This is a genomic window from Algoriphagus marincola DSM 16067 (assembly GCF_000429405.1).
GTDB lineage: Bacteria > Bacteroidota > Bacteroidia > Cytophagales > Cyclobacteriaceae > Algoriphagus > Algoriphagus marincola.
In genome coordinates, this window is the sequence record NZ_KE386897.1 from 121508 (window position 1) to 135278 (window position 13771).

At 41.8% G+C, this 13771-nt stretch carries 10 protein-coding genes; 6 read left to right on the forward strand and 4 right to left on the reverse strand.

Going from position 1 to position 13771, the window contains the following annotated elements; all coding sequences use genetic code 11:
- Positions 1-136: 136 nt before the first annotated feature.
- On the forward strand, positions 137-1831 hold the full coding sequence (locus tag G457_RS0115575; RefSeq protein WP_026947286.1) for a sulfatase family protein: 1695 nt from the start codon (positions 137-139) through the stop codon (positions 1829-1831).
- Positions 1832-1893: 62 nt separating this feature from the next.
- Complete coding sequence (locus G457_RS0115580) at positions 1894-3549, forward strand: sulfatase family protein (RefSeq protein WP_051260883.1); 1656 nt, start codon at positions 1894-1896, stop codon at positions 3547-3549.
- Between the two features lie 74 nt (positions 3550-3623).
- Here G457_RS0115580 and G457_RS0115585 read toward each other — a convergent pair whose 3' ends face one another.
- The 3 genes from G457_RS0115585 to G457_RS0115595 form a co-directional block, all read right to left on the reverse strand.
- On the reverse strand, positions 3624-3815 hold the full coding sequence (locus G457_RS0115585; protein WP_026947288.1) for a hypothetical protein: 192 nt from the start codon (positions 3813-3815) through the stop codon (positions 3624-3626).
- A gap of 120 nt (positions 3816-3935) precedes the next feature.
- The gene (locus tag G457_RS21715) at positions 3936-5015 is read right to left on the reverse strand and encodes a serine hydrolase domain-containing protein (RefSeq protein ID WP_081701466.1); all 1080 of its coding nucleotides are present in this window, start codon (positions 5013-5015) and stop codon (positions 3936-3938) included.
- 10 nt (positions 5016-5025) lie between these two features.
- Complete coding sequence (locus G457_RS0115595; RefSeq protein ID WP_248602868.1) at positions 5026-6324, reverse strand: aminotransferase class I/II-fold pyridoxal phosphate-dependent enzyme; 1299 nt, start codon at positions 6322-6324, stop codon at positions 5026-5028.
- 140 nt (positions 6325-6464) lie between these two features.
- Here G457_RS0115595 and G457_RS0115600 point away from each other — a divergent pair, with 140 nt between their 5' ends.
- The 4 genes from G457_RS0115600 to G457_RS0115620 all read left to right on the forward strand — a co-directional run bounded on the left by G457_RS0115600 (position 6465) and on the right by G457_RS0115620 (position 12709).
- Positions 6465-6959: a cupin domain-containing protein gene (locus G457_RS0115600; RefSeq protein WP_026947290.1), complete on the forward strand. Its 495-nt coding sequence runs from the start codon at positions 6465-6467 to the stop codon at positions 6957-6959.
- 302 nt (positions 6960-7261) lie between these two features.
- The gene (locus G457_RS0115610) at positions 7262-8713 is read left to right on the forward strand and encodes a CotH kinase family protein (protein WP_026947291.1); all 1452 of its coding nucleotides are present in this window, start codon (positions 7262-7264) and stop codon (positions 8711-8713) included.
- Between the two features lie 89 nt (positions 8714-8802).
- Complete coding sequence (locus tag G457_RS0115615; protein ID WP_026947292.1) at positions 8803-10992, forward strand: S9 family peptidase; 2190 nt, start codon at positions 8803-8805, stop codon at positions 10990-10992.
- A 70-nt stretch (positions 10993-11062) separates the two neighbouring features.
- Positions 11063-12709, forward strand: coding sequence for a M1 family metallopeptidase (locus G457_RS0115620; protein ID WP_035484123.1), 1647 nt, complete (start codon positions 11063-11065; stop codon positions 12707-12709).
- 163 nt (positions 12710-12872) lie between these two features.
- On the opposite strand, the gene G457_RS0115625 is transcribed toward G457_RS0115620, so the two are convergent.
- The gene (locus G457_RS0115625) at positions 12873-13727 is read right to left on the reverse strand and encodes an N-acetylmuramoyl-L-alanine amidase-like domain-containing protein (RefSeq protein ID WP_026947294.1); all 855 of its coding nucleotides are present in this window, start codon (positions 13725-13727) and stop codon (positions 12873-12875) included.
- Positions 13728-13771: the final 44 nt, after the last annotated feature.

A 13771-nucleotide genomic window follows, 5' to 3' on the forward strand; every position in this document is an offset into this window, starting at 1 on the left:
GCAACAAAAATTTCTTAAAGAGCCATTCTGATTTTTCAGGGTGGCTTTTTGCTTTTTGGACAAATTAATTACAGAGGGTTCATTTTTCTAGGGATTTCTTTACTTTCATATCTAGAAAATTCAATAAGTCCAGCCTATGAAATCCTATTCCATTTCGATTTTTATCCTTTGTTTATTGGTATTGTCCATTTCTTGTCAGGAAAAAGAATCCGTTCAAAGCCCTCCCAATATTATCTTCATCATGTCCGATGATCATGCCTATCAGGCCATTTCCGCCTACAGTGATCACTTGATAGAGACTCCCAATATTGATCGGATCGCAAAAATGGGAATGCTCTTTACCAATGCCACGGTAACCAATTCAATCTGTGCGCCGAGTAGAGCTACGATTTTGACAGGAAAGCACTCTCATATCAATGGAAAGGTGGATAATCATTTTCCTTTTGATACTACCAATGTGACTTTTCCCCAGCTCTTTCAAGATGCGGGCTATCAGACAGCCATGTTTGGAAAGCTTCATTTTGGCAACAATCCCAAAGGCTTTGATCAGTTTAAAATCTTGCCAGGTCAGGGAAAATATTACAATCCTGAATTTATTACAAAGGATGAAGGTAGAGTTCAAGTCGAGGGCTATGTCACAGATATTATCACGGATATGACCTTAGACTGGCTACAAAATGAGCGAAAGGCCGAAGATCCCTTCTTGCTTTTTTATCTGCATAAAGCCCCGCATCGGGAATGGCTACCTGCAGGCAGACATGTGGCAGAGTTTACTCAGCGAACCTTTCCTGAGCCAGCTACTCTTTTTGATGATTATTCAGGCCGTGGCCGTGCTGCCAAAGAAGCGGAGATGAATTTACTCCATGACATGCACTGGGCAGGGGACTCAAAAATTACTCCTGAAGTGATGGATGAATTGGGTTTGGAGCCAACTTCTGGTTGGGATAAGGCAGCCTTTGAAGGTGAGGTAGGGCGAATGAATGCTGAACAGCGCGCCGTTTGGGATGAGTCTTACAATAAGGTTATTGAAGATTTCAAGAAAGCCTATCCTACCATGACCGAAGAGGATAAGATGAAGTGGCGATATCAGCGCTACATGCAGGACTATTTGGGGACGATCAAGGCAGTGGATGAAAATGTAGGTCGAGTGATTGACTACCTCGAGGCAAATGGCTTGATGGAAAATACCATTATCGTTTACACCTCAGATCAGGGATTCTATTTGGGAGAGCATGGTTGGTTTGATAAGCGTTTTGTGTATGATGAAAGTTTCAAAACCCCGCTTTTGGTGGCCTGGCCTGGAAAAGTAGCTGCAGGGTCAAAATCGGATGAGATGGTTCAAAACCTGGATTTTGCGCAGACATTTTTGGCAGCTGCAGGAATAGAGGCCCCGTCTGATATGCAAGGTGAAAGCCTTTTACCGCTCTTGACAGGAGAAGGAGAATGGACTCGGGATGCGGTTTATTATCACTATTATGAATATCCTTCCGTGCATATGGTTAAGCGTCATTATGCCATTGTGACCAAGGAGTATAAGTTGACTCATTATTACTTCGATACCGATGAGTGGGAATTGATCGACCGGATTAATGATCCCATGGAGTTGAAAAATGTCTATGATGATCCTGATTATGCCGAGATCAGAGAAGAGCTGCATCAGAAATTGGATGGCTTGCGCGAAAAGTATGGAGACAATTCTCAGATTTCTCAGCGCTACCTGCAAGAATACCTAGATTACCTTCAGAAAAACAATTCCTACGCAGGAGGGAAAAACACGGATCTCTTGGATAAAATATTCAAGGATAGAAAGCTCAGTTCAGAGCAGGAATAAGCCGGGAAAATCAACTTATACTTATGAAAAAATCACTAGCTGCACTCGGACTCTTCACAGGAATGGGTCTGTTGACTGCCTGTCAATCTGGGGAGCAAAATGCAAGTCAAGAACGTCCCAATATCATTTTTATCATGTCGGATGATCATGCCTATCAGGCGATTTCGGCCTATAGTGATCATTTGATTGAGACGCCAAATATTGACCGCATTGCAGAAATGGGGATGCTTTTTACCCAAGCTTCTGTGACCAATTCGATTTGTGCTCCGAGTCGGGCGACGATTTTGACTGGAAAGCATTCTCATCTCAATGGAAAAATTGACAATCACTTTCCTTTTGATACCACCAATGTGACTTTTCCGCAACTCTTTCAGGATGCTGGTTATCAGACAGCTATGTTTGGAAAGCTTCATTTTGGCAATAATCCCAAAGGCTTTGATCAATTCAAAATCTTACCGGGACAGGGTTCTTATTACAATCCTGATTTTATCACCAAAAATGAGGGGAGAATTCAGGTGGAAGGCTATGTAACCGATATCGTCACAGATATGACTTTGGATTGGTTGGAAAAAGAAAGAAATCCCGAAGACCCCTTCCTTCTCATGTATCTGCACAAGTCACCTCATCGGCCTTGGCTGATGGCAGAGCGTCATATGGAAGAATTCACAAAAAGGAGCTTTCCCGAGCCGGCTACGCTATTTGACGATTACTCTGGACGTACATCACCCGCTTCTGAGGCTGAAATGAATATCTTGGATCACATGGGTTGGTCAGGGGACAATAAACTCAAGCCGGAGGTACTTAAGCAACTGGGAATCGCAGATGTCGGAGGATATGATACCATCCGATTTATCAATCAAATGAAGCGGTTCACTCCATCCCAGGCTGAGAACTTTAAAAAGTATTTTGACCCGATCAGTGCCGATTTTATTGAGAAATATCCAAAAATGACTGATGAGGAGCTGATGCGATGGAAATATCAGCGCTACATGCAGGATTACCTTGGGACTATTAAAGCAGTAGATGAAAATGTAGGTAGGCTTTTAGATTATTTGGAAGCTAATGATTTGATGGAGAATACGATCATTGTATATACTTCCGATCAGGGCTTTTACTTGGGTGAGCATGGCTGGTATGACAAGCGATTTGTATATGATGAAAGCTTCAAAACCCCACTTTTGGTGGCTTGGCCAGGCAAAGTGAAACCTGGGACGAGATCAGATGCTTTGGTACAAAATCTGGATTTTGCTCAGACCTTTTTGGAGGCTGCAGGAATACCGGCCTCAGATGAAATGCAAGGTGAAAGTATGATTCCTTTACTTTCCGGGAATGAAGAACAATGGACCCGGGATGCAGTCTACTACCATTATTATGAATATCCGGCAGAGCATATGGTCAATCGGCATTATGCCATTGTGACAAAAGATTACAAACTGATTCACTATTACTTTGTGGAGGATGAGTGGGAGTTGATCGATCGAAAAAAGGATCCCTTGGAATTGAAAAACGTCTATGACGACCCTGGTTATGAAGGGATCAAAGCAGATTTGCATCAGCGTCTGGATGCCCTTCGGGCAAAATACAAGGATTCGAATGAATTAAGTCAAGGATATATCGATCAGCTTCTGAAAGATGCTGAGGCTGGGAAAGTGTGGGGAATAAATAAGGAGCGAGCCGAAGCCATTAAACAGAGAAGAAAAGAGATCGAATCCCGATAATGTTGACCACTGGTTCTGAAGCGTTAAAAGGATGATCAATCTGAATCCGCAATAAGACAAGGATCAAGGCTTTTTTACTTCACCCCGAGCAATCTGAAAGGAAGCTGAAAGATATTCCTCACCAAATCAAAGGAAATGTCCACAGCCAATCCCAAAAGTCGGAAAGGAAGTAGAAGTAACCACACGATTGGATACAAGATCAAGGCGATGATTGCAATCGGCCAGCAAATCACAAATAGGATTAACCAAAGGAGAAAGTTTATCATGATAAATAATCAACAAGCCAAATGCCAAATGGGTAATTGCTTATTTATGAGTTGAATGTAAAATTAAAGTGGCTTCGATTGTTCTGTTTTCGGACAGTAAATTGAACGCTTAGGACGTATTTAATTTGTCATTTCTTCCAGTAGTTTTTCGAAAACCGGTGCAACAGCTCCGCCTCGCCAGGCACTGGAATAGTTGGCTGCCATAAAGATTTTTTTCTCAGGAAAATAAAGGACTTGAGTCCCCCAAAATCCGGAATGGGTGTAGGCTTTCATTCCATTGATCTCTACCTGATACATTCCCATTTGATAATCCATTCTGGCTTTTTCTGAATAAGTAACTGGTTCTAACATGATATCTAGGGTCTCAGGGTTTTCGAAGACTTTTCCTTGAAATAGCACCTTGAAAAAATCCACCAACTCACAGGTCGTCGAAAGGAAACCACCACCTCCAAAATAATCCATCGTTGGACTCCACTCATAGGTGTCCATTCCCTGAAAATACTGATGAATTCTAAGTTGATCTGTTAGCTCATCCTCCCCTTCGAAATCTGTTCTTTCCAGTCCCAACTTCTCGAGGCCCAAAAGCTCTTTGAGACCAGCATCCAGGGATTTATTGGTGTATTTTTCGATGATTTCTCCCAAAATCACATAACCCATATCCGAGTAGCTAAACTGATCTCCTGGAGTACCTACAGGATCACCCTGTTCTACTCCAAGTTTGATTTGACTTGTTCTGCTCCATTGATGGTCAGGTTTTTCCAGAATGGTTTTGAAAAAGTCAGGAGCATTGGTGTGGTCAAAAAAACCTGCAGAATGCCTTAGGGTCTGCCGAATCGTAATCTGATCAAGCATATAGTCTTCATACAGGATCTTGGAAAGCTCGGGATCGATATGCTTTGAAATCGGGTCTTCCAAGTTTAATTTACCTTCTTCCATTAATCTTAGAATCCCGGCTGCCACATAGGTTTTAGTAACGCTGGCAATGCGGAATGTCTGATCGGGTCGTAATGGTGATTTGGACTCCTGATCTGCAAAACCAGCTGCTCCAGACCAAGAGAACTGCTCATCATCGGATTGAATACAGACTGTTATTCCAGGTAGGTTTTCATTGAGTTCTTTTTCAAGAATAGACTGAAAATCTTGGCCAAAGGCGGAGGATACCAATAAAAAACAAAGGGATAAACTGAAATAAAATCTCATTGTTGGGCAGTTAAGTATTTCTCCTTTTTTGAACGAATTTTCCCAGCCTTCCTAACGCAACTTTCATTTCTGATGGGTGAATGCTTGTAATCACCGCCCGATACCATCCTTTCTGAGAATGCCCAAAACCATGGGTAGGAGTCAGTAAAATGCCCGATTGCTGATAGATTTCCAGCCAAAGCTTCTCTTCTCCATCTTCACTTTTTTCCAAAAACTCGGAAAGATCCATCCAAACGAATAGGCTCCCCCTAGAAGGATTGTATTGAATTTCAAGCTTTTTCAATCCTCTTGTAAAAGCCAGATAGGCTTCAGTAAGCAGCTTTTGAAAATCATTGAAATAGGATGAAAGAAAGGTATGATCATTCAGGACTTCCTGCATCACCCATTGTGTGTAATTGGAAATAGAATGACCCAAACCGGCATTTCGATAGGCTTGGATCAAATCCATATTGTGTGAATGAAGCAGGCCTATTCGAAATCCCGATACCCCAAAATCTTTAGAAAAGGAATACCAGAAATGCAGGAAAGGGCTTTTGAACTCTTCCATGATTTTGCCAAAAGAAACAAACTGCGTAGGTTGCTCATACTCAGATTTGAGATCAGGGTGTGTGATATCCAGTTGTGAAAGTCCATAGATTTCATTGACAATCAGATGGACCTCATTATCCATGCACCACTCAGCGATTTTTCTCAGATCAGACTCTCGATAGATTCTACCTGTTGGATTATCAGGACTTGTCAGAATGAGCATTCGAAAAGTACTTCTAGCCTGTTCAATCTCAATTTTTGTCCTATCCAAAAGTTCTAAATCAAAATCATACTCGCTTTTGCTGAAATCTCCCGGCAGCTGCAAATCATATCGCTTCACACCGGGAAGTGTGCCAATATCGCCGGTGTAAACCGGATAGCTTGGTGCGGGAATTACGGCTGTTTCTCCCGGTTCGGCAATCAAAAAACTAGTCATCTCTATTACCGAAGTAGCACCTCCCGAAAAGGCAATCGTTTTGGGATCTACAGGGCAGTGAAATAAAAACTTACCCAAAAATCCTGCAGTGGCTTCCCGGAAGCTAGGAGCTCCGGCCGGGTCCGTATAACTCGCCACCCATTCGGGAATATCATTATCGCGGGTTACCTGTTGGATTCTTTCCCGAAGCTGATCCCAGCAAAGATGATTTTCTGCAATATTCATCGGAAAAGTTCCTTCAGGATTATCCTCCGGGTGATAAAGGTTTTCCATGGCTTCATAGTAGATTTCAAGATCTACGCGCATGGCTTTTTTGGAAGCTGATTTTCCGATTTGAGAAAGCATTGAATTCATTGATTTTAGCTTGAAAGTACACTAATTTTTATGAATCATATTTTCACATAGCATTCTTTTACTCAAAAAATATGAAGGGATTTTAAAAGCTGTTTCTATTTTTGAATCGTCACACTTTTAAATTCTAATTTATGAAAACCAAAGAGGAAATATTTTTCCAGTTTAATTCATTTCTATCCCAATTGGGTTTTGAAGTGGTCAAACAGGATCTTCATAGACCCTGGGGTGGATTTTTGGTGATTGATGAAAGTAAAGCGAAGGAATTTGCAAGCCATTTTTTTTCGGAAGAAGATTTTGATTCTATTAATATTTCTGGCAAACTCAGTCCAAAGATTTTGCTGGTAGCTCCCGGAAAAAGATTGAGTTGGCAGTATCATTTTCGACGTGCTGAAATCTGGCGCTGTATCGAGGGGAAAGTTGCTGTGGCCACAAGTTTGACTGATGAGGAAGGTGATACAACTACCTTAGCTAAAGGTGATAAAATCAAATTGCAGCAGGGGGAGCGTCATCGACTGATCGGCTTGGATGATTGGGGAGTAGTAGCTGAGATCTGGCAGCATACCGACTCAGATCACCCTTCCGACGAGGCCGATATTGTCAGATTGCAGGATGATTTTGGTCGTTGAGATTTAGATCTGCATTTTCGAGAATTTTACTATTATCACTTTTTTCAATAAAAAGCTGCCCAAAAATGCCCATGATGAACTCTATTGAATGTAGGCGAAGACACTTTTTCCTCTGAATAGGGAAGGTACTTATGATTATCAAATTTCATCTTTAGGAAAGTTTACTCTTTTTGGGTGATCATAAGACCAATCAATCTAAGTTTGAATTGAAATAAGGCAGCCTAGTAGAAAAAGAAGAGTTATTTTTGATTAATTTAAATGCCGACTTTTTAGTCGGGCTGTCCTACTATCAATCGTTACAAATGCTGAGAATTAAATTTAGCCCTATATTATTCATCCTTTTTCTTTCTTTCATCTCCTGCAAAGAGCCAACCGAGGTTCTTATACCCAAATCCGATGATGGACAGGTATTCGCCATCGATATGGGAGATTCTAAAATCCCATACTTAGTAATTTCTACAGATGGAGAAATTCCCTATGAGCCTGGCGTTCCTGCGAGGATGAAAATTTATCAACAAAAGAAACTCATTCAAGAGCAACGCATTGATATTGAATATCGGGGGAAAACATCTTTTCGATTGTCAGATAAAAAGTCTTTCAACTTTGAAACCATAGATGAAAGTGGTGAGGATGTAAATGTTTCTTTTTTTGGATTGCCTGAGGAAGAGGATTGGCGATTGATAGGACATGTGGTCAACCTCCAAGAAAAGTTTGCTTGGGATAGATCCTTGATTTTTAACCATGTAGCTTATCGCCTTTCTTTAGAAATCGGAAAGTATGCCAGCAGGGGTTTGTTTGTTGAGCTAGAAGTCAACGGAGAATATTTGGGTGTATATTATTTCTGCGAGAAGCTGAAAAGAGATTCAGAACGAATCGATATTGAATCTTTGAAACCGTCATCTGAAAATATTTCAGGAGGATATATTCTCAAAATAGATAAAACGGATGCTGGTTCAGAACATGACGGTAAGCCCTTGTCCTATTTCATGGGTAATTGGGAGGATGATGCCCGCTACACGGAATTCAATTCTTTTCGAAGTGATTTTGGAATTTCCGGTCAGCTATTGGACTTTTCTCCTTTTGGAGCGCCCTACCATCCTATGCTATTTAAAGAGACTTATTTTAACTATGAGTATCCAAAAGCGGAGGACCTTACTGCAGACCAAAAGAACTTTATTCAAAATTATATCAACCAATTTGAACAATCACTTCTAGAGGAACCAATACCTGGTCAAGCTCCCGCTTATCTGGAATACATAGAATTAAATTCATTTTTAGATTATTTTATTATCAATGAACTATGCCGGAATGTCGATGCATATCGGATTAGTACATTCCTCACCAAAGATCGGGATGGAAAATTGGCTATGGGCCCCGTTTGGGATTTCAATATTGGGTTTGATGAAGGTGGAAGGATTCCTGCTAATGATTGGGTGATTAATTACAATAATTATGTAGGTGAAGATCCCTGGATGGTTCCTTTTTGGTGGTCTAAATTGCTTGAGGATGAAACTTTCAAACAAGAGCTAAAGGAACGATGGGCTTTCTTCAGAAAGGGACCGTTAAGTGAATCCAAAATTCAAGGAATCGTAGATTCCAGTGTAAATCAATTGATCCAAAATGGTGCTATTGAGCGGAATTATGAGAAATGGGATCAGGGAATTGGGGTCAATTACGAGGAATCAATCTCAAATTTGAAATCATTTTTAACAAATCGCATCAGCTGGATGGATTCAGAGATCGGCAGTATGTGAGAGGTACGACCTGAAGCAAATTTCATTGAACAGGATTCTATAATTTGCTAGATTCTTGAGAGAATTGATTTTTAGGCTTATTTTCCCCTATGAAAAAATCAATCCTCCTCCTAATAGGGATCCTTTTCCTTAATCTTTGCTTTCTTATCAACCTATCAAAAGCCCAAACTAAGCAATGGTCTTTGGATGGGAATACTTACTTTGTTGCTGAAAACAACAGCATTTTAAAGTATAGTTTGCCAGAAAATACTCCAGAAACTTTTATTCCATCTTCTTGGCTTCAAACTCTGGAAAGAAAGCCTTTGACGATTCGGGACTTTTCTTTTTCCCAGGATCGAGATAAGGTTTTGATCTACACCAATACCAAGCGAGTTTGGCGATTGGATACCCAAGGAGATTATTGGGTTTTGGACTTGGATAGTAAGAAGCTGCAGCAAATTGGGAAGGGTTTGCCGGAGTCCTCACTTCGCTTCGCTAAGATTTCTCCTGATGGCCAAAAGGCCGCCTACGTCAGCGCATACAACCTGTATGTGGAGGATTTGGAATCGGGAAAAATCACCGCATTAACCACCGATGGAAATCGCAAACTGATCAATGGCACCTTTGATTGGGCCTATGAGGAGGAGTTTGCCTGTAGAGATGGTTTTCAATGGAGTCCGGATAGTAAAAAGATTTCTTTTTGGCAGCTGGATGCTAATCAGATTCGAGACTTTTACATGATTAACAACACGGATTCGGTCTACTCTCAGATCATTCCTGTGGAATATCCTAAAGTTGGGGAGTCTCCATCTCCTGCAAAAATTGGCGTGGTTGATCTTTCCAGTCAAAAAACTACTTGGTTGGATATTCCGGGTGATCCAGCACAGCATTACTTGCCAAGGATGGAGTGGAACAATCCGGACTTATTGTTCATACAACAGCTCAATCGGAAGCAGAATCATTCGAAGATCTATGTCGTGGATGTTCCAAAAAATCAGGCAAGAGTTATTTATGAAGAGAAAGATGAGGCTTGGATTGATGTGATGTCCACTTGGGATAATGTTTACGCCTTGACCTATCGTCATCGCTTTCCTTGGGTAAGCGAAGGAAAGGAGTTTGTCTGGCTCTCAGAAAAAGATGGCTGGCGACATGTCTATCGAGTTGGCTTGGATGGAAAAGAGCAGCTTGTCACCCCTGGCGAATATGACGTGATTAATCTACTTCATGTGGACGAGGCTGAAGGCTGGGTTTATTTCCATGCTTCACCCGAAAATGCCACTCAAAAATACCTTTACCGAACGCGTTGGGACGGTAGTGGAGAAGCTGAAAAGCTTACTCCTCCGGTTTGGGAAGGGACACACGATTATCAGATTTCACCCTCTGGTAAGTTTGCCCTCTATCGTGGTCAAAATCATCACACTCGACCCATTGCAGATTGGATTTCACTTCCTGATCATGATTTCCTATCGATGGGGGAGCAGATGGGAGTTTCAGTAAACAAGCCTGATGATACGGGTATGGAGTTTTTTACTCTGACTTTGGATGATGGAACCGAAATGGACGGTTGGATGGTCAAGCCAACCAATTTTGATCCTACGAAAAAATATCCGGTCGTATTTTATGTCTATACAGAGCCTTGGGGAGCCAATGTCAAAGATACCTATGGTGTAGGTAGAAATCGCCTTTATGATGGAGATATGGCCGAGGATGGCTATATCTATATTTCTCTGGACAATCGCGGAACACCTGCTCCCAAAGGTCGGGCTTGGCGAAAGAGTATTTACCGAAAGATCGGGCGATTGAATATTTCAGATCAAGCTGAAGCTGCCAAACAGATTTTGGAATGGGACTATGTAGATCCGGACCGTATTGCCGTCTGGGGATGGTCCGGTGGAGGTTCTGCAACCCTAAACTTACTTTTCCAATATCCTGAAATCTACAAAACCGGTATTTCCATTGCCGCCGTAGCGAATCAGTTGACCTATGATAATATCTATCAGGAGCGCTACATGGGATTGCCTCAGGAAAACCTAGAGGATTTTATTGCCGGTTCACCTATCACCCATGCCAAAAACTTGGAAGGAAACCTCCTCTACATCCACGGCACTGCTGACGATAATGTACACTACGCCAATGCGGATATGCTGGTCAATGAACTGATCAAGCATGGAAAAGTATTTCAGTTTATGCCCTATCCGAATCGCTCGCATTCTATCTCCGAAGGAGAAGGAACCAATGCTCACTTGCGAAAATTGTACACGGATTTCTTGAAGAAACATTGTCCTCCAGGAGGAATTTAATTAGGAATTAGGAATTAGGAATTAGGAATTAGGAATTAGGAATTAGGAATTAGGAATTAGGAATTAGTTTATGTCTATAAGGAAAGACTTTTTGAGATTGATCGGCTGTATGCCTTTGTTCTTTGGGTTATTTAGTACTGCTATTGCGCAGGATGTCATTACCCGAGCAGATACCTTAAGAGGGAGTATTACTCCAGAGCGAGCTTGGTGGGACTTGAATTACTATCATCTTTCGGTGGAGGTTTTTCCCGAAACACAATCCATTCAGGGAAAAAATCTAGTACGCTATCAAGTCAAGGAGCCTGCACAAACACTTCAAATTGATTTGCAGCAGCCATTGAATATCACTGCAGTCAAGCAGGATGGGGTGGAGCTTTCCTTTAGGCGGGAAGGCGCTGCGCATTTTATTTCACTTCAGAAAAGTCAGGAAAAAGGAGCCTTCAATGAGCTGGAGATTTTTTATGAAGGAAAACCCAAGGTAGCCGTCCGTCCCCCTTGGGATGGGGGGATTACCTGGCAAAAAGACTCAAATGGAAAGCATTTTATTGCCAATTCCAATCAGGGGATTGGTTCTAGTATCTGGTGGCCGACCAAAGACCATCCTGCTGATGAAGTGGACAGCATGCTGATTTCGGTCACTGTTCCCAAAGATCTGATGGATGTGTCCAATGGCCGGCTTCGAAAGGTGGAAGAAAATGGAGATAAAAAAACCTACCATTGGTTTGTCTCCAACCCCATCAATGACTATGGAGTCAATATCAGTATTGGAGACTACGTGCACTTTGGGGAAGAGTATGAAGGTGAAAAGGGAAGATTGACGATGGATTATTATGTCCTTCGGGAAAATCTAAAAAAAGCCGAAAAGCAATTTCAAGACGCCAGAAAAATGATGGAGGCTTTTGAGCATTGGTTTGGTCCCTATCCATTCTATGAAGATGGATTCAAACTCATCGAAGTGCCTTACTTGGGGATGGAGCATCAAAGCGCCGTCACATATGGCAATGGCTATCAAAATGGCTATTTGGGCCGTGATCTCAGTGGAACAGGCTGGGGATTGAAATTTGACTTTATCATCATCCATGAGGCTGGTCATGAATGGTTTGCGAATAATATTACCTACCGGGATGTGGCCGATATGTGGATTCATGAGAGTTTTACCAATTACTCGGAAAGTCTCTTTTTGGACTACCATTTTGGAAAAGAGGCAGGTCAGGAATATGTGCGAGGAACCCGGATGAATATTGCCAATCAAAGTCCGATTATTGGGATTTATGGGGTGAATCGCAGGGGCTCGGGAGATATGTATTACAAGGGAGGTAATATGCTCAACACCCTTCGAGAAATCATTGGGGATGATGAAAAGTGGCGTAACATTCTTCGAGGTTTAAATGAGGAGTTTTATCATCAAACCGTATCGACTCGACAAGTAGAAAATTACATTTCACAGCAGGTAGGGAAAGATCTTAAGCCCTTTTTTGATCAATATCTGCGAGAGACATCCATCCCTGTTTTGGAATACTATTATTCAGATGATAAAACGCTGAACTATCGCTGGACGAGCTGTGTGCCTGCATTTGACATGCCGGTGGACGTGACTTTGGGAGAGGAGAAAATCCGATTGCAACCCAGAACTAGTTGGCAGGAGATTTCCGTCAAAAGGCAGGAGGAACTGGTTTTGGATCCAGATTATTACGTTGGAGTTTCAAAAATGAGGTAAATGGGAGAAGGAAGTGGGCAGGTGGAAATAGGAAGATGGGAGCTTGAAGAAAGGAGTAGGAAGTGTGGAATTTAGTGTAGGTTTTTAAAATTAATCTCAGGAAATTGAAACACAGTCAAAAAATGTCTTCGTGGAAATAGCGTAAATTCTGTCAAAGGGCAATTTACTTAAGTCTTGCCACCATAATTCCGGATTGGCTTCTATTCCCGGCCAAATAATCATGCAGGGGCTTTTCGGAGATTTCTACCTCCTGATTGGCCGAACTCGCATGCATCAAATGGATTCGACCGTTCTGCTCAACGGCAAATCCCACGTGTACCATATCCAGATTGGAAATAGAGGTAGTGATGGCGATTAAATCACCGGATTGGATTTGGCTTTCATGGGCACTGATTTGATCTTTGGGGATGAAAAAATACTCCCGAAGCCGGATAGAAGCTTCAATATTTTGTAAACGCTCGACATTTTCCCGATCGCTAAGTTGGGGATAAAACTGTGGGTTTTCAGTCATAAAGGTCGGATTGTTTTCATAGAGAATCCCTCCGATTTGCTCAGAGATATCTGTCAAAATTCCTTTTTCCTGATTGACGGCAATCCAGTCTGAGAAATAGTGAAGTCTTGATGTATAACCCTCGTTTTTGCCATTTCGATAACGTAGCGTTTCGAGCTCCTTTTCAAAAGTCTCAAAATCGTTTTTTCCTTCTTTGGCCATTCTTGCCAAGGTGACCACCGTTTCCAGATAAGTTGTGCAGTCGACTCCCTGCAGGTCAATGACCAATCGTTCCGGCCCGGGGATTTCCAAGGTTTTTTCTACGTAGGGAGTGCCCATAAAGCTTTTCCCGATTTCCACGACTAATTCGTTTTTGGAGGAATTGGCATCTAAAGTGGGCAGGAGTTCAAGAGCCTTCTCCAGTCTTGCTCGGGATTCGGGTGTGCAGACGGTTTGGCCTTGTATTGAGAAAGGAATGAAAAGTAAAGATACCAGAATGAAGGTTTTGAATTCTTTGATTTTGTGCATAGTTCAAATTTAGGCTTTTGCTTCAATTTGGTCCTTCATTTTTA

What these genes read in the sequence shown, in the direction of transcription:
- G457_RS21715 (WP_081701466.1), bottom strand. Translation starts at nt 5,015, where the DNA reads ATGAGATTTTATTTCAGTTTATCCCTTTGTTTTTTATTGGTATCCTCC.
- G457_RS0115620 (WP_035484123.1), top strand. Translation starts at nt 11,063, where the DNA reads ATGTCTATAAGGAAAGACTTTTTGAGATTGATCGGCTGTATGCCTTTG.
- G457_RS0115610 (WP_026947291.1), top strand. Translation starts at nt 7,262, where the DNA reads ATGCTGAGAATTAAATTTAGCCCTATATTATTCATCCTTTTTCTTTCT.
- G457_RS0115580 (WP_051260883.1), top strand. Translation starts at nt 1,894, where the DNA reads ATGGGTCTGTTGACTGCCTGTCAATCTGGGGAGCAAAATGCAAGTCAA.
- G457_RS0115615 (WP_026947292.1), top strand. Translation starts at nt 8,803, where the DNA reads ATGAAAAAATCAATCCTCCTCCTAATAGGGATCCTTTTCCTTAATCTT.
- G457_RS0115625 (WP_026947294.1), bottom strand. Translation starts at nt 13,727, where the DNA reads ATGCACAAAATCAAAGAATTCAAAACCTTCATTCTGGTATCTTTACTT.
- G457_RS0115600 (WP_026947290.1), top strand. Translation starts at nt 6,465, where the DNA reads ATGAAAACCAAAGAGGAAATATTTTTCCAGTTTAATTCATTTCTATCC.
- G457_RS0115575 (WP_026947286.1), top strand. Translation starts at nt 137, where the DNA reads ATGAAATCCTATTCCATTTCGATTTTTATCCTTTGTTTATTGGTATTG.
- G457_RS0115585 (WP_026947288.1), bottom strand. Translation starts at nt 3,815, where the DNA reads ATGATAAACTTTCTCCTTTGGTTAATCCTATTTGTGATTTGCTGGCCG.
- G457_RS0115595 (WP_248602868.1), bottom strand. Translation starts at nt 6,324, where the DNA reads ATGCTTTCTCAAATCGGAAAATCAGCTTCCAAAAAAGCCATGCGCGTA.